Origin of the sequence: Bacteroides sp. 3_1_13 (assembly GCF_001185845.1) — a bacterium.
GTDB lineage: Bacteria > Bacteroidota > Bacteroidia > Bacteroidales > Bacteroidaceae > Bacteroides > Bacteroides xylanisolvens.
The window spans coordinates 98,300-114,088 of sequence record NZ_KQ236956.1; the positions used below are offsets into that span (position 1 = coordinate 98,300).

Sequence of the window (15,789 nt, forward strand, 5' to 3'; positions counted from 1 at the left end):
TTCGATTTTAAAAAAAAGTAATTGACTTTGGAAAACGAGATAGAACTGATAAAGGGCTGTCGGGCAGGAAAGGATTCAGCCCGAAAGGAACTTTACACCCTCTATTCCAAACAGATGCTGGCGGTATGTTTCCGCTATACGGGCGATATGGATGCGGCGCACGATGTACTGCATGACGGTTTCATCAAGATTTTTACCAACTTCTCGTTCCGGGGCGAGTCTTCGCTCTGTACATGGATCACCCGGGTGATGGTCACTCAATCACTCGATTTCCTGCGGCGGGAGAAACGAGTCAGCCAGTTGGTAGTGCATGAAGAGCAGCTTCCCGATATACCGGATATATCGGACTCGGGAGGAGGGGCTGGAATCTCCGAAGAGCAATTGATGGCTTTTATTGCTGAATTGCCGGATGGTTGCCGAACCGTTTTCAACCTTTATGTGTTTGAAGAGAAATCGCACAAGGAGATAGCCAAGATGCTTCACATTAAGGAACATTCGTCTACTTCGCAGTTGCACCGGGCCAAGTATTTGTTAGCAAAAAGAATCAAAGAGTATAGGAATCATGAAGAAAGAAAATGATGAAATAACCGATCTGTTTCGCACGCGTCTCGCTGATGCAGGGATGAGTGTACGGGATGGCTTTTGGGAAGAGCTCTCGCAGGAAATACCTGTGGCTTGCCAGCATCGCCGTCGGATTCTGCTCTTCCGTGTGGCGGCTGCGGCATCTGTATTGCTCGTTTTGGCGGCCTCGTCGGCTACTTTCTTGTATTTCTCTCCCAAAGAAGAAATGGAAGAAGCATTTACAAAGATAGCCGTGACAAATGGAGGACAGATGGATGGAGATGGAATACGCGTCAATCAGTTACCGTTGCCGGTAGAACCGGTGTTGCCGAAACCGGCTCCAAAGTCTTACGGTATGCTGTCACAATACACGGAGGAAGAAGATTCGCTTTCTATCACTTTCTCCATGTCGTTTTCTTTTTCCGCCACTACTTCTACGGGAAATGGCAACCGATATGGTAATCAAGGGAATAACGGCTTTTGGCAGGCAACAAACGGTGATACGGAATCATCTGTTGCTCCGGAAGAACAATCGAATGTGAATGTGGCTCAACCCGAAGCGGTGAAAAAGCATCGCTGGGCGATGAAAGTTCAGGTAGGCACGGCGCTTCCGGCTGATAATGGCACTTATAAAATGCCGGTTTCCGCAGGGGTAACGGTAGAGCGTAAACTAAACGAATCTCTCGGAATAGAAACCGGATTACTTTATTCAAACCTTCGTTCGGCGGGACAGCATTTGCACTATCTGGGTATTCCCGTTAAAGTAAATGTAACCCTGGTGGATACGAAGAAAATAGACCTTTACGCCACCGTAGGAGGAATAGCCGATAAATGTATCGCCGGCGCGCCGGACAACAGTTTTAAAGAAGAACCTATCCAACTGGCAGTGACTGCCGGCATTGGAATCAATTATAAGATTAATGACCGACTTGCTGTTTTTGCCGAACCCGGAGTTTCGCATCATTTCAAAACAGATTCGAAACTGGCTACGGTACGAACGAAACGGCCGACTAATTTTAATTTACTTTGCGGACTTCGCATGACGTATTAATCCTTATGAAAATGAAAAAAACACTACTAATGCTGTGGATGGCTGTTTGCCTGATCGTATCTTTTACAGGATGCACCAGCGAAGAAATGGATTATAACAATCCGGATGTTGCCCTTTTTGTGAAACAATTGAAGTCGGGTACGTACAAGATGAAAAATGATAAAGGGGTGGTGGAGGTCCCTCATTTTACGGAAGAGGACATCCCCGAACTTTTAAAATATGCAGAAGATCTGACCATTATTCCTTCTTTTCCGTCGGTTTATAATATGAACAACGGTAAGATTCGGTTGGGCGAGTGTATGCTTTGGGTGATTGAGTCTATCCGCCAGGGCACACCTCCGTCATTAGGTTGCAAAATGGTATTGGCGAATGCCGAAAATTATGAAGCAATCTATTTTCTGACTGATGAGGAGGTGCTCGATGCAGCCGCTTGTTATCGTAGTTGGTGGGAAGAGCGCCAATATCCGAAAACAAGATGGACGATCGATCCGTGCTACGATGAGCCGCTTTGTGGATCGGGTTATCGTTGGTGGTAACAAAGGAGGAGCTTTCGGAAAGTAAAAAATAGGAAACATTCATGTGGGAACGTTTGTTTGTATCAGTAGTCTTATGCTGCTGACAGGGGATTATTACGCTCAAAAGACCGCTTCTCGTAGGAGAATATAGGTGGTAACGTAAGGGAGAAACGTATGTGCATTAGTGTATATGAAGTGCTCCAAAATAACAGGTAATGAAAGAGGATAGAGGATGGATAGATTGAAACGGTTTATTGCAACGATGGTACTGTGCCTGACGGCTTTATTTGCATATTCGCAAGTATGGACGGCGCAAGACTCTTTGCATTTGAAGAAATTGCTGGAGAGTGACCAGGAGTTGCATTTGAATATGGATGCTGTAAAGTCGATTGATTTCGGAACTGCGGTTGGTACTCCCCGAATGTCGGAGGAGAAAAGCTGGATGATGCCTGATGAATCGCTTCCTGAAGCATTGCCTAAACCGAAAGTGGTGTTGAGTTTGATGCCATATAAAGCGAATACCCGTTATAACTGGGACCCTATCTATCAGAAGAAGATAAAGATTGATAAAAACACTTGGCGGGGAGATCCTTTCTATGAGATACGCCATCAAAGATCCTACTCGAACTGGGCACGTAATCCGATGGCGAAAGGGGTGCGTAAATCTTTGGATGAGATACAGGCGAGTGGAGTACGTTTCCGGCAGTTGAGTGAACGTGCCAATGGAATGATGGTGAACACGGTAGTGATGGACGCACCTATTCCCTTGTTTGGTGGGAGCGGAGTGTATATCAATGGAGGAACGGTCGGTGGACTTGACCTGATGGCTGTCTTTACCAAAGAGTTCTGGAATAAGAAAGGCCGAGATAACCGCGCCCGTACATTGGAGGTTTTGAGAACTTATGGAGATTCTACAACTGTGTTGATAAATAAACCGATCGAACAGATTGCACGCTGAAGACGTTATAATAATGTGTTGATGTAACAATGTGTAATGTACTAACTTGAGAGTGTTTGTAATTGAATAATTAGTATATTTGTGTATTGTTATGTTGGCGCATTGTTATATAACTCTGTCGTTATCATTGGTCTTTTGGCATATTAAAACATAGATAAATTATTAATTATGAATAGAATTACTTCCCTTCTGGGTATTCAATATCCTATTATTCAAGGTGGTATGGTGTGGTGTAGCGGTTGGCGTCTTGCTTCTGCCGTGAGCAATGCCGGCGGATTGGGATTGATCGGCGCCGGTTCTATGCATCCGGACACTTTACGTGAACATATCCGTAAATGTAATGCGGCCACAAAATTTCCCTTTGGAGTGAATATCCCTTTGATGTATCCCCAAATAGAAGAGATTATGAATATTGTAGTGGAAGAGGGAGTGAAGATTGTTTTTACCTCTGCCGGAAATCCGAAAACGTGGACCGGATGGTTGAAGGAGCGTGGAATAACAGTTGTTCATGTCGTTTCATCTGCTCGTTTTGCTATGAAATGTGAAGAAGCCGGGGTGGATGCAGTAGTAGCTGAAGGTTTCGAAGCCGGAGGGCATAATGGACGGGAGGAAACAACGACTTTCTGTTTGATTCCTGCTGTGCGTGAGGCTACCACATTGCCTTTGGTAGCCGCGGGAGGTATTGGCACAGGAGAAGGAATACTGGCTGCTATGGTGTTGGGGGCGGAAGGTGTGCAAATAGGAACACGTTTTGCGCTGACTGAAGAAAGTTCAGCGAGTCCGGTATTTAAAGATTATTGCTTGAGTCTCGGTGAAGGGGACACTAAGTTGTTGTTGAAAAAGCTGGCTCCGACACGATTGGTAAAAAATGCTTTTCGTGAAGCGGTGGAGAAGGCTGAAGATAGTGGTGCAACTTCCGAGGAATTAAGAACTTTGCTCGGACGCGGACGTGCTAAGAAAGGTATCTTCGAAGGTGACTTGGAAGAAGGTGAACTGGAAATAGGCCAGGTCTCGGCAATAATATCCCGTCGACAGTCGGTAGCAGAGGTGATGAATGAATTGGTTGAATCTTATCGGCAAGCTGTGGAGAAAAAATATTTGTTTGAACGATAAATGATCATTTTGCGGAGTGCCCTGAAAGGGCTTAATTATATAGCGTAGGGCAACGCCCTACGTAAAAACGACAATCTGAATTTGCGCCCTGAAAGGGCATAATTGTATACAGTTCCGCCCTTTCAGGGCTTGTGGCTGGTGTGTTTTTTTCGTAGGACGTTGCCCTACGCTATATAATTAAGCCCTTTCAGGGCACCCCAATAAATATATAATTGTAAGGCTTTCAGCCTAACCGCTAAAATCTCATTTAACCGCTAAATTCCCATTTAACCGATAAATTCCCATTTATTATAGGCTGACAGGTTCGTATTTCAAACCAAATACATCGGCTACAGCTTTATAAACGATTTTTCCTTCTACAATATTCAGTCCAAGAGCCAATGCCGGATTATCTTTGCAGGCTTTTTTCCATCCCTTATTTGCTAAAGCGATCACGTAGGGGAGGGTAGCATTAGTCAGTGCAAGAGTGGAAGTATAAGGTACGGCTCCCGGAATATTAGCTACTGCATAATGAACGATTCCGTCTACAATATAGGTCGGTGCACTGTGGGTGGTTGGGTGAGAAGTCTCGAAGCATCCTCCCTGGTCAATTGCTACATCTACTAATACTGTGCCGGGTTGCATCATCGAAAGCATCTCTTTAGTAATCAGATGCGGTGCTTTATCGCCGGGAATCAATACGGAACCGATAACTAAATCAACATCCGGCAATTCTTTTCTGATTCTAAGTTCGGATGCATACAATGTCTTTACATTCTTAGGAAGTGTTTCACTCAAATAGCGCAAACGTGCCAGATTTATATCTGTGATAGTGACGTCTGCCCCCATTCCCGCAGCCATTTGTGCAGCATTGCTACCTACGATTCCGCCACCTAAAATTAATACTTTAGCCGGTTTAACACCTGGTACACCTCCCAAAAGAATACCTTTTCCACCTTGCGGCTTTTCCAGGAAACGGGCACCTTCCTGAATAGACATACGTCCGGCAACTTCGCTCATCGGAATTAATAAAGGTAATGTGTGGTCTGCTTCTTCTACAGTTTCGTAAGCCAGGCATATTGATTTGTTGGAGAGCATGGCAAGGGTTAACTCCCTGTCGGAAGCAAAATGGAAATAAGTGAATAGTAACTGTCCTTTTCTTATTAAGTTATATTCAGTGATTATCGGCTCTTTCACCTTTACGATCATCTCGGCAGTGGCGTAAATATCTTCTATTGTTGGCAGGATATGTGCGCCGACAGCTTGATATGCTTCATCCGGAAAACCGCTATTTATTCCCGCTGTATGTTGGATAAATACCCGATGCCCTTGTTTTACCACTTCAGCCACTCCTGAAGGTGTCATGCCTACACGGTTCTCATTGTTTTTGATTTCCTTTGGTACTCCGATAATCATAATGTTGCGTATTAAAGATTTAACATGTTCGAAAGTACGAAAAATCCCCTTACGTTGTTGTTCGTAAGGGGATGTTTTAGAACAGAATGTCTTCGCGTGTTGAGATGAATAAATGCGTAGAGTGGTTGTTTTATAGACATTCACTGCCCTGTTTGTTGATTTTCATGCTTTTTCCATAGAGACCCACTCGAGCTATGTTGTTATAAAAGGGTTCTGCAATATCGTACTTAAAAGGAAGTACTTCTTCATTGTCTTTGTTTATATACCCCCACTTGGACGACTGACTTTCAATACAAACAGCAGCCAATCCTTCAGAGAAAGAGCGTCCATTATCATATTCCAGGGGAATGACAACTTCTCCTTTCTTGTTAATGAATCCTATCTTATTGTGTAGCGAGACGAGAGCTAATCCTTCCGCGAATTGTTCTATTTGACTGTAAGTCGGTGGAAGAATGTAGTTTCCTTGTCTGTCAATCAATCCCCATAATCCATCGTGGCATACCCGTGCACATTCTTGTTCAAACGAGTGAGCGGCTGTGTATTTAAACGGAATCTGTATTTGTCCGGTATGGTCGATGAATCCGTATTGAGAATTGAGTACTACCATCCCTAATCCTTCTTTAAAAGAGAAAGCCCGTTCGTACATTAGAGGAATGACAACGTCATATCCTTTATTGATGTATCCCCATTGGATTTTTCCTTTTACCGGAGCCAATCCTTCGGAGAAACGGCCAATTGCCGAGAAACGCTTTTTCTTATTAGCTACCCCATAAGCTAAAAAAGAAGCGAAGAACTTTGTAATAGTGCTGCTCATTACCTTTATTGTTTGGGCTCAGTTGTAATTCTTGGGGGATTAAGTTTAGTCAATTCCCTTCATGCATATACCTTTGCTAGCCTAAAAAGGAAGAAGCTCATATCCACTACTCCTCTAAATGATGCCCTAAATGCTTTGATTTTAGCATTAAATGCTTCCGCTGCTGCATTTGTACTCCTGTTCACAAAGAAGTTCAGAATCCTTTCATAATGATTCTCAATAGAGTTTGCTACTGTTGTGAATGTATCGTATCCATATTCTTCAATCTTATTATACCATAGTGCCAGCTTTGCTCTTGCTACATCCTTGTCATAGTTTGTGGAAAAGATCTTTCCCAACTCCAATGAGTAGTAATATACGTGCTTAATATCTTCAAACTGCTTGAAAAGTAATTCTGCCCTGATTTTCTGACTCTTGGTCCATTTATCAGGTGATTTAAATAATAAATATCTGCTTCTGGCCAATAATTGCCTGAGTGTATCTCCGTTTTCGAGTTCTTCTGCTTTATATACTTCCCCCTTCTCTTTTGCCGCTTTCATAGCTTTATTCTCCTCTTTTATCACTTGCCATCTATATGTAATGCGCAACTCTTGTACAGCTTCGTATACAAGTTTTTGTACATGAAACCTATCAATCACCTGCATGGCACGTGGAAAGCACGTTTTGGCAATCTTTTGCATGCTCCCTGCCATATCCAGTGTAATTTCTTTGACCTGATTACGCAGCTCCTGTGGCATCTTTGTAAGTACCGCAATGATATCATCGGTTTTAGTGCCCTGAATTACAGCTATAATAGAACCTTTCCTACCTCGCTTATCTCTATTTATTAAGATGGTATAAAGATCTCCCTTACTTAAAGCCGTTTCGTCAATACATAGGTGATAACCCATATTCTTTGGATAAAGGATATACTCTTGGGCATGTGCTCTCTGATCCCAATTCTGGAAGTCACTCAGGTGGTCTTTATATTGGCTTTGAAGCTGTTTGCCATCCATACAGTAATGCTCAGCTACACTTTGGCAGCTAACGGCGTGATTATCTAAGTAATTCTTTTAAAAAAGCACCGAACTCAGCGGTTATGCGAGTACCGGTGGCTACCAAACTCCAGTCACGACTATATGTCTGCCCAGTGGATGGATCTTCCCAGCGACGACGCTTGATACGTAAATAAACGGCTTTACCACGGATAGGGAAGTCCTGAACTTCAATCTCAGGGAGGAAACCTTTTGAGTGAAGATGGAGATCAGAGTACTCAGCAGGAATAGTGGCTTTCTCCTCTAAATAAAGAATAAAGCAAGTATCCTGAGAAACATGATTGACTAGGGTAAAGTAATCAAGGATTCCTGAAGGCAAGAACAAGCTTAAAGAAGCAACAGGATCAATCGTTTGGGAAGAGGATGTTTTCATGATGCAAAAATAAGAATTTTAACGCAATCCCCCAAGGTTTCAGACTGAGCCATTGTTTGTGTGGTAAGCGTCCGGATACCATATATATACAAGAGAAGCGTGGACGTCGTTAGTTCATTCTATTCAAGGCTCTGGTAAACCTATTGGGAAATGAACAACAGAGTCCACGCCCTTGCATATAACAAAGACGTGAACGCTTAGTTGCCATTATCTCCCCAATTAAAGAATTTACCAGATTCTGAATAGAGATAATATTCTAAACGCTTCTACGTTATTAATCGTAATAAGTCGCTACAAAGATACGGATTTCTTGTTAAAGAACAATGCTTTTAGGGGATAAAGATTTAATGGTGAATGAGGTAGGTGTACAAAATGAGAAATGGCTAATAGATAGATTAAAAAAAGCTCCTTTTACGCTTTAGGTAAAGGGAGCTTTTTAGTCTATGATGTCAGGCGGTTTGTTTCTATGAAAAATGCTTGGTTATTAGTTTAAAAGTCCGGGATTAGCATCAATTGCATCTTGTGGAATACGCAATGTGTAACGGGAATCATCTTGTACAAGTGTGTAGGTTACATCTTCAATTTCTTTTTTGATTTCCGGTCGGGTAGTTCGGCGTAAATCAAACCAACGATGGCCTTCAAAAGCAAGCTCGCGAGCACGTTCTTTCAGAATTTCTGTGACTAGCTTTTCTTGGCTCATCGCATTTATTTCATTCTTTTTCTGCTCATAACCTTCTGATGTATAACGATTCTCTATTAGTTTCAAGAGCCGGGTACGTGCTTCAGGTAATTTGTTTAAATGTGCAGCAGCTTCTGCTGAATTTAAATAAAGCTCTCCGGTGCGGAAAGTACATTTGAATTTAGATTCACCACTTTTGATGGAAGTATAATTTCCATTTTTATTTGCTTGATAATACTTGTTTGGACGTAGATCTTTTCCTTCCTCATATTCTTGTAAAAATGAAGGGTAAAGTAAGAGTGATCCGGCATAATCGCTATTTGGAAAAACTTCATAGGCAGTGATCATTTCTACAGATGTAAATTCATTAGGAAGTTTGCCTCCTTCATCATTTAGGTTTACCAATGTCGATTTTCCGGCTAATACACGTTCCGAAGCTTCATAAGATTTGCTCCATTCACCCATGTATAAATATACCCGTGATTCCATAGCATCTACTGATAATGTTGAAAAACGGTATGAATATTGAATTTCCCATTCTTTTTTATTAATCAGTTTCCGTGCTGTTTCTATATCAGATAAAATAGAGGTATATATTTCCTTTACAGTATTTCTTGATGGTATTTCTTCTAAATCAGTATTGAGTTTTAGAGGAACTGCTTTGGTTTCTAATGCTCCGGTAGCTGTATAAGGTTGTCCATAAAGATTGACCAATATGAAATGCATATATGCTCTCATGAGGTAAGCTTCTCCAACTAATTGATTAATATCTTCTTGGCTTCCTTCTGATATTTCATCTTTTTTATCGATGATTGCGTTGGCATAATAGATATTGGTATAATAGGCCGCCCATCCAAATTGTCTCGTACTTGCATTCGGATTAACATCATTCCATTTTTCAACATCTCCTAAAGAATTTTTGGAAGTGGCATCAGACTGTAATATGGTTGCGATATCTGTTCTGATTTCGCATATTCCTCTGTCATTGAGTGCTGTATTGTAAGCTGTTGTGAATAAAGCTCTGTATTCAGCTAGCGTATTGGGAATTACTTGGCCTACTGGTTGTATGTCCAAATAACTATCACAGGAAGATAATAACAGGCTTCCTATTAATGTGAATATATAATATATTTTCTTTGTCATAATATATTTTTTAAAAGTTAAGACTTAGATTGAAGGTAATGGATTTGGGAACTGGGGTAGAGTATAGGTTGCCCATTGATTCCGGATCCATATAATTATCATAATTAGAGCTGATAACGAATAGGTTACGAGCCTCTAATCCTACAGTTGCTCCGCCGATACTTAGTTTATGAAGCCATTCGGATGGAACCCGGTAAGCAAGACGTATATTTTGTAGACGTACAAAGCTTAGCTTTTTTACCCAGATATCCAGTGATCTGTAAATGTCATTTCGAGTACTGAACAAGTAGTAGTCGGCCGGATTGTAATTGTACGTTGCTAATGCAGGGAACTTTCCTGTTGTATTTTCCGGTGTCCATCTATCCAGTATGTCTCTATTCATATTGCGCCCTGGGTCTAAGTCAGATACATTATAACTTGGAGTAGTTTTTACGTGTGCTCCAAAATTATAAGAAAAATTCAGGTTCAGTTCCCAATTGCGGTAATTGAACGTATTTAGAAAACCGCCCGTATAGGGAGCGTCTGACGTTCCGACATAGCTGTAGAAATCTCTTTGTTCTTCGCTATTCGGTCCTATTTGGTAAGTGCCAAGCCCGTCTTCATTCGATGTCATTCTAAATAATTCTTCCACAGTGACAGCTTTGCCCTCTTTATTCTCAAGATAGATTTGCCCTGTATCAGGATTTATACCTTTTGTTTTTAGTGCAAAGATTGCACCTACAGGATATCCTTCCAGACTAGGAGTCACTTGGCTTTTATCTGTAAGTACTTTTAGTACTTTATTTTGATTATATGCGAAGTTGAAAGTAGTGTACCAAGAGAAGTTTTTAGTGGTGATATTACGTGTCTGCAGATTTACTTCTACACCTTTATTTTCCATACTAGCCCAGTTTATAGACATATTAGTGAATCCATTTTCCAAAGCTAATGCTTTAGAACCAATTAAGTCTGTTCCTTTTCTATAGTAGTAATCTACACTAAGATTGATGGCTTGATTGAGTACGGAAAAATCCATTCCTAAATTGTAAGATGCTGTTTTTTCCCAGCGTAATTTACTGTTGGGAGCACTATTGATAATAATATTTTCTTCACTGTAACCAGGTAAAATATTCACATTATCATATTTCCCGACTAGGAATGGAGAGGTTCCCTTATCAATATTTCCTTGTAAACCATAAGAAAGGCGAAGAGCTAAATTATCAATCCATTTGTATTGTCTAATGAACGATTCATTAGATAAACGCCACAAACCGCTTACCGAATAGATTGGTAAGAAACGGTATTTCTTATCTACTCCGAATAAGTCAGAACCATCCATGCGCACACTTCCTCCCAATGTATAACGATTCATTAAAGTATATGAACCATTGGCAAAGAAAGAAGCAAAAGCGTTTTCCTTGTACGATTTAGTTTTTAGATTCCAATCATTGGCTTGTGCTTCATCTTTAAATATGAGATTCTGGAATGTTAGTTTCTTGGGATCATATCCGTATCCGGTTGAGGCTTGGTTGTCTACCCAGTTTTTGCGAATTTCCGAACCAGCCATTATCTGTATGTCATGTATATCCCCAAATGTGTTTTTGTATTCTCCCTGGATTTTCCATGTGAGTTGTGAAGTTGTACTATTAGTTGTTTTAAGCATACCTCCTTCTGGTATGAGATAAGTGTGTACACCATCTTTCCAATATTTATTGGTTTCACGTATATTCCTAATATTATATGAATTTATCCCGGCATACTCTTCTTGGGACAATTGATCCCATTGCACACCAATCTGTGAATAAACTTTCCACTGATCGTTAAAACGTAGCTGAACATCAAAGATAGAATTGATGGCTGTGGTGACAGACTCTTTATTGGTATTTGCTCGTTCTTCGAATATATTGAAGCCTTGCTTTTCATCTGTTTCATTACTTCTGACTACGTCGTAATCGTAAAGGTAGTTTCCTTGTTCGTCAAACGGAGCAAAGTAAGGGTTGGCGATACGTGAATAATATATAGGGTTAATAAGTCCGTAAGTATCAGTCATAAATGTGTTATTCTTGCGTCTGTTGGCAAAAATAGACATTCCAATTTTTAATATTTTGTTGATTTGGTAAGACGTTTTACTGGTCAGATTAAAACGACTCATGCTTACACCTGGTACATTTCCGTTTTCTTTGACATAACCAAGTGAGTTGTAATAAGTAACCTTTTCGCTACCACCAGAAATGCTAAAGTTATATTCTTGCGTAAAAGCATCTCTGAATAATATGTCATTCCAGTCTGTATTGATTGTTTTCAGTTTGTTTATAGCATTTTGGGCTTCAGGTGTCAGTCCGTTCCACCCCTGTTCTTTATAGATGTCTATTAAGTTATATTGTTTCATGATAGCAGCAACTTTTCCTTTTTCAGGAAATACCGGTATCGGATCTGTTAATCCCCATAATATGTCAAACCGTGCTTCTTTTAACAATTGAAGTTCCAAATCGACTTTCTCTTCCGAGTTTAGTAAGTTGAGTCGTGAAGTATTGAGATTTGGAGTATAAGTCAATTTAGTATTGAAGTTAATAACAGGTTTTCCGGTTTTTCCTCTTTTGGTTGTTACCACAATTACGCCATTTGCAGCACGTGCACCATAGATAGCAGTAGCAGCTGCATCTTTTAATATCGTAATGCTTTCAATGTCGTTTGGACTTAAACCTGCGATAGAAGATTGTGACATATTTACGATGTCATTATCGTTGTCTTTGTTGATTTCCGGAATATCTGTCCCCTCCAAAGGTATTCCATCCAATACCCATAATGGGTCTTGTGTTCCATTTAATGAAGCCGTACCACGAATACGAATACGTGCTGGAGCTCCCGGTGCACCAGAAGTTGTCGTAACAGCTACACCGGCGATTTGTCCTGCTAACGCCTGATCGATACTTTTTGCAGCACCTACCATTCCATCTGTAACATCTACTTTGGCAATGGCAGCAGTCAGTTTACGACGTTCCAGTTCTTGATAACCAGTTACTACTACGTCTCCTAATGTGTGTGATGAAGCTTGAAGTACAATACGATAAGTATCTTTTCCTGCTTGCAAAACGATGTCTTGTTCTTCAAATCCTATATAACTACAATGTAACCTAGTCACCTTTTCCGGAATGGAAATGGAGAATTTACCATCCATATCAGTGATAGTACCTAGAGAAGTCTGTGATGCTCCGGCCTTTTTTAAGTCATCTGCGTTAACATATACGGAAGCGCCGATCAGAGGTTCATTATCTTCACCGGATATAACGACTCCGGTGATTGTACGATTAGCAGCGCTGGCAAAGGCCAGCGCATTTGCAAAGAGGCATATAAGAATGCACAAGTATTTTTTTCTCATTAATGTAGATAGTTAAAGTAATAAGTGGTTTTATTTGATTCCTAAAGCAGTATTAATACGCAGAATCATGTCCTCATAATGATAGCGTGCAGCAGTATCGGAGGTTCCGAGACGGTTCTGCAACAACTTCTTGATACGTAGTAATTCACCGCGTTTCACAGAAATAGCATCTGAAATACGGTTGAGCTGGCTGCCATAGAAATTGAGCACACGTGGAGCACCCATTCGGTCTTCCTGACGAAGTGCACGCTGTTCGGCAGCGTAACAGCTACAGAAAGGAGTAGCGTGGTCAAGCAAGAAATGTTCGTTGGCGATCTTCTTGTTGATTTTAACGGCTTCCGGTTCTGCAGCGGCTGTAAGTAATGCATCAAGGAAGTTTTTCTGCAAAGAACGTTCCATAACATTAGGGATACCACCGCGTTCGGTAACACCGAAAATGTTCTTATGAAGTCCGTCCATAAGCTCCACTACTGTAAAGGCTTTCTTTCCGTTGACAGATTCATTCTCTATCATACGCATCAAACGAGTATTGCCAAGTAAATCCCAAAGGATATAGGCTTGGGCGTTCTTTAAGATTTGTGTAGGAGCATTTTCCTGTTTTCCGATGGGAGTATTGCGAAGTAGATAAGTATATTGCCCCACTTCCGTGTCAAACAACCATTTAGGGTATGTCAAAACTTCATCCATCAGAAATTTCAGTGAAGCTTGTTGTTTCTCTTTCTCTACAAATGTATAAGTTTTAACGCCGTCTCCTACAATTGTATTTTCAATGTAGATGCCACCAATATTGGCAAGGACATGATATAAATAGTTGTTCCATTGGTTGATTACAGCGTAGTAGAGGCGAGATGCTTCTTCATAAGTTTGTCCCTTCTCACCGGTAGTAGTCCATTGAAGAATTTGTGGAACGATACGTTTCAGATTCTCAATGCCAAGTAAAGAAGAACGAACCGGATCATCACCTAAATCTTCGTTCTGTGCACGTGGATCTACCGCATCGCGGACATCCTGTGCCTCACTATATTTATAAAGCCGATCAGTATGTTTGCTCAAGAAATCGAATAAAATATCCTTTTCTTCTTCCGGAGTACTCTTTCCGTACCAACGATATCCATATTCGATAGCAAACATATCGTATGGACCGATATGCGGAGAAAGAACTTTCACGCCATCTCCAGGCTGTGCGATATAATTGAATCGTGCATAATCCATGATAGATGAAGCGGTAGAGTTCATTCTGGAAGTGAATGCTTCGGAACGTAATGAATCTGTCGGGAAAGCCCATGAACCCATCATATTGTGGCGGAGTCCCAGAGAGTGGCCTACCTCATGACAGGCGACGAATCGAATGGCATCTCCCATCAAAGCATCAGGCAATTGTACATTACGTGCTTCCGGACACACTGTTCCGGTCTGGACAGTAATCCATTCACGTACCATAGAAAGCACATTGTGCCACCACATAATATCAGCTTCCAGAATTTCTCCGGAACGGGGATCTAACAGAGAAGGTCCCATTGCATTTTTCTTTTCCGAAGCAGCATAAGTCAGTACGGAGTAATTGACATCATCCATGTCTACATGCATACTGTCCGTGATTTCTTTGGCGATAATCGCATTCTTGAAACCAGCCTTTTCAAAGGCAATCTGCCAGTCCTCGATACCTTTCTTAATGTACGAACGCCATTGGTAAGGAGTTGAATTATCAATGTAGAAGACAATCGGTTTGGCAGGTTCTACCATCTGACCTTTCAGATAAGCCTCCCGATCTTCCGGTTTGGGTTCCATACGCCAGCGGGTGATATACTGTGTCTTATCCGTACGCTGCTGCGCATCACTGAAACTTAATAACGGATTCGTGAAATAACCGACCTTCTGATTGTCGAATCGCCCCATCATCGGCTTTTCGGGCAATAAGAGAATAGAAGAACTAACTTCCACCGTTACATAAACAGTAGTAGTACCTTCCGTTACCCGGGTAGTCAACTCGGAAGTTGCCACGACATTGTTTGAAAAGGATTTGATGGATAGAATACGTGATAAATTCTTGATAGCCGAAGTACCCAGATTAATATTGGTAAATACGTTATTGATACTGGTTTCCGTACCATCATAAATATCATTCACCTTGATTACTAATGCCGTAGAATCTGCATTGACTGCTTCGATCTTGAATGCGGCAATCAGCGGAGAGATAAAATTATCCTTTACCGAACGGAAGATAGCGTCCGTTTGGGGGGCCAGAGGTAATGGGCGTTGTTGGCGTAACATTAGTTTGCCCGTCGCTTTGTCCCATTCCATGCAAACCATCTGATTCTCATAGTTTACTCCGCGGTTTACGCCCGCATCATTAAGTTCGGCAGGAACTCGTTGCAGCTTATTGACAACTAATAAGTCACGTCCCAAAAGTGAGGTGGGAATTTCAAAATAATAATCATTCTTCTTTTGATGTACAGCAAACATCCCTTTGGTCGTTTTACTGTCTTCCACTAATTTCTCGTAGTCGCTTTTACTCTTCTCTTCTTTCTCTTCTGGTTTTTTCTTTTTCTTTTTAAACCAACTCAGATTTTCTGTAGCGGGGGTAGTTGCAAATGCCGAGAGCGCTTCTCCACTCAGCAATATACATGCAATGACCGCTGCCATTACTTTTACATACATTCTCATTGAGTTTCTAACTTTTAATTATAATTAAAAAACGGCTACAAAAGTACTAATATAAATAACATAATGACTACTAATTTGCAATGAATATAACATTAAAAAGAAATATTAACTAGTATCTACGGTCATCATTC

Annotated in this window: 12 protein-coding genes; 5 read left to right on the forward strand and 7 right to left on the reverse strand. The window is 41.1% G+C overall.

Annotated elements, in window-relative coordinates; all coding sequences use genetic code 11:
• Positions 1–27 precede the first annotated feature (27 nt).
• The 5 genes from HMPREF9009_RS12780 to HMPREF9009_RS12800 all read left to right on the forward strand — a co-directional run bounded on the left by HMPREF9009_RS12780 (position 28) and on the right by HMPREF9009_RS12800 (position 4,198).
• Entirely contained in the window at positions 28–579 is a 552-nt protein-coding gene (locus HMPREF9009_RS12780; RefSeq protein WP_004300758.1) for an RNA polymerase sigma factor, read from the forward strand.
• Positions 563–1,612: a porin family protein gene (locus HMPREF9009_RS12785; RefSeq protein ID WP_008644614.1), complete on the forward strand. Its 1,050-nt coding sequence runs from the start codon at positions 563–565 to the stop codon at positions 1,610–1,612. The genes HMPREF9009_RS12780 and HMPREF9009_RS12785 overlap by 17 nt, the downstream gene beginning before the upstream one ends.
• Before the next feature lie 11 nt (positions 1,613–1,623).
• Positions 1,624–2,148: a DUF4943 family protein gene (locus tag HMPREF9009_RS12790; RefSeq protein WP_008644616.1), complete on the forward strand. Its 525-nt coding sequence runs from the start codon at positions 1,624–1,626 to the stop codon at positions 2,146–2,148.
• 211 nt (positions 2,149–2,359) lie between these two features.
• The gene (locus HMPREF9009_RS12795) at positions 2,360–3,085 is read left to right on the forward strand and encodes a DUF4858 domain-containing protein (RefSeq protein WP_004314511.1); all 726 of its coding nucleotides are present in this window, start codon (positions 2,360–2,362) and stop codon (positions 3,083–3,085) included.
• A gap of 168 nt (positions 3,086–3,253) precedes the next feature.
• A complete protein-coding gene (locus tag HMPREF9009_RS12800) occupies positions 3,254–4,198 on the forward strand; it encodes an NAD(P)H-dependent flavin oxidoreductase (protein WP_049702425.1) in 945 nt (314 codons plus the stop codon).
• Positions 4,199–4,486: 288 nt separating this feature from the next.
• Here the strand turns inward: HMPREF9009_RS12800 and ald are convergent, their stop codons facing one another.
• The 7 genes from ald to HMPREF9009_RS12835 form a co-directional block, all read right to left on the reverse strand.
• Positions 4,487–5,593: an alanine dehydrogenase gene (ald, locus tag HMPREF9009_RS12805; protein ID WP_008644620.1), complete on the reverse strand. Its 1,107-nt coding sequence runs from the start codon at positions 5,591–5,593 to the stop codon at positions 4,487–4,489.
• A 130-nt stretch (positions 5,594–5,723) separates the two neighbouring features.
• Positions 5,724–6,407, reverse strand: coding sequence for a WG repeat-containing protein (locus HMPREF9009_RS12810; RefSeq protein WP_004311339.1), 684 nt, complete (start codon positions 6,405–6,407; stop codon positions 5,724–5,726).
• A 59-nt stretch (positions 6,408–6,466) separates the two neighbouring features.
• Positions 6,467–7,402 (reverse strand): ISAon1 family transposase, encoded by a 936-nt coding sequence (locus HMPREF9009_RS12815; protein ID WP_008025715.1) that lies wholly within the window; start codon positions 7,400–7,402, stop codon positions 6,467–6,469.
• A gap of 40 nt (positions 7,403–7,442) precedes the next feature.
• Positions 7,443–7,814 (reverse strand): ISAon1 family transposase N-terminal region protein, encoded by a 372-nt coding sequence (locus HMPREF9009_RS12820; protein ID WP_008640050.1) that lies wholly within the window; start codon positions 7,812–7,814, stop codon positions 7,443–7,445.
• A gap of 484 nt (positions 7,815–8,298) precedes the next feature.
• Entirely contained in the window at positions 8,299–9,636 is a 1,338-nt protein-coding gene (locus HMPREF9009_RS12825; protein WP_004304248.1) for a RagB/SusD family nutrient uptake outer membrane protein, read from the reverse strand.
• A 10-nt stretch (positions 9,637–9,646) separates the two neighbouring features.
• Positions 9,647–12,994, reverse strand: a complete 3,348-nt coding sequence (locus tag HMPREF9009_RS12830; RefSeq protein ID WP_049702426.1) for a SusC/RagA family TonB-linked outer membrane protein — start codon at positions 12,992–12,994, stop codon at positions 9,647–9,649.
• Between the two features lie 30 nt (positions 12,995–13,024).
• Positions 13,025–15,658, reverse strand: coding sequence for a zinc-dependent metalloprotease (locus HMPREF9009_RS12835; protein WP_049702427.1), 2,634 nt, complete (start codon positions 15,656–15,658; stop codon positions 13,025–13,027).
• Positions 15,659–15,789: the final 131 nt, after the last annotated feature.

Excerpts from the sequence above, each read along its gene's own strand:
- HMPREF9009_RS12785 (WP_008644614.1), top strand. The coding sequence starts at position 563 with ATGAAGAAAGAAAATGATGAAATAACCGATCTGTTTCGCACGCGTCTC.
- HMPREF9009_RS12790 (WP_008644616.1), top strand. The coding sequence starts at position 1,624 with ATGAAAAAAACACTACTAATGCTGTGGATGGCTGTTTGCCTGATCGTA.
- HMPREF9009_RS12795 (WP_004314511.1), top strand. The coding sequence starts at position 2,360 with ATGGATAGATTGAAACGGTTTATTGCAACGATGGTACTGTGCCTGACG.
- HMPREF9009_RS12800 (WP_049702425.1), top strand. The coding sequence starts at position 3,254 with ATGAATAGAATTACTTCCCTTCTGGGTATTCAATATCCTATTATTCAA.
- ald (WP_008644620.1), bottom strand. The coding sequence starts at position 5,593 with ATGATTATCGGAGTACCAAAGGAAATCAAAAACAATGAGAACCGTGTA.
- HMPREF9009_RS12810 (WP_004311339.1), bottom strand. The coding sequence starts at position 6,407 with ATGAGCAGCACTATTACAAAGTTCTTCGCTTCTTTTTTAGCTTATGGG.
- HMPREF9009_RS12815 (WP_008025715.1), bottom strand. The coding sequence starts at position 7,402 with ATGGATGGCAAACAGCTTCAAAGCCAATATAAAGACCACCTGAGTGAC.
- HMPREF9009_RS12820 (WP_008640050.1), bottom strand. The coding sequence starts at position 7,814 with ATGAAAACATCCTCTTCCCAAACGATTGATCCTGTTGCTTCTTTAAGC.
- HMPREF9009_RS12825 (WP_004304248.1), bottom strand. The coding sequence starts at position 9,636 with ATGACAAAGAAAATATATTATATATTCACATTAATAGGAAGCCTGTTA.
- HMPREF9009_RS12830 (WP_049702426.1), bottom strand. The coding sequence starts at position 12,994 with ATGAGAAAAAAATACTTGTGCATTCTTATATGCCTCTTTGCAAATGCG.
- HMPREF9009_RS12835 (WP_049702427.1), bottom strand. The coding sequence starts at position 15,658 with ATGAGAATGTATGTAAAAGTAATGGCAGCGGTCATTGCATGTATATTG.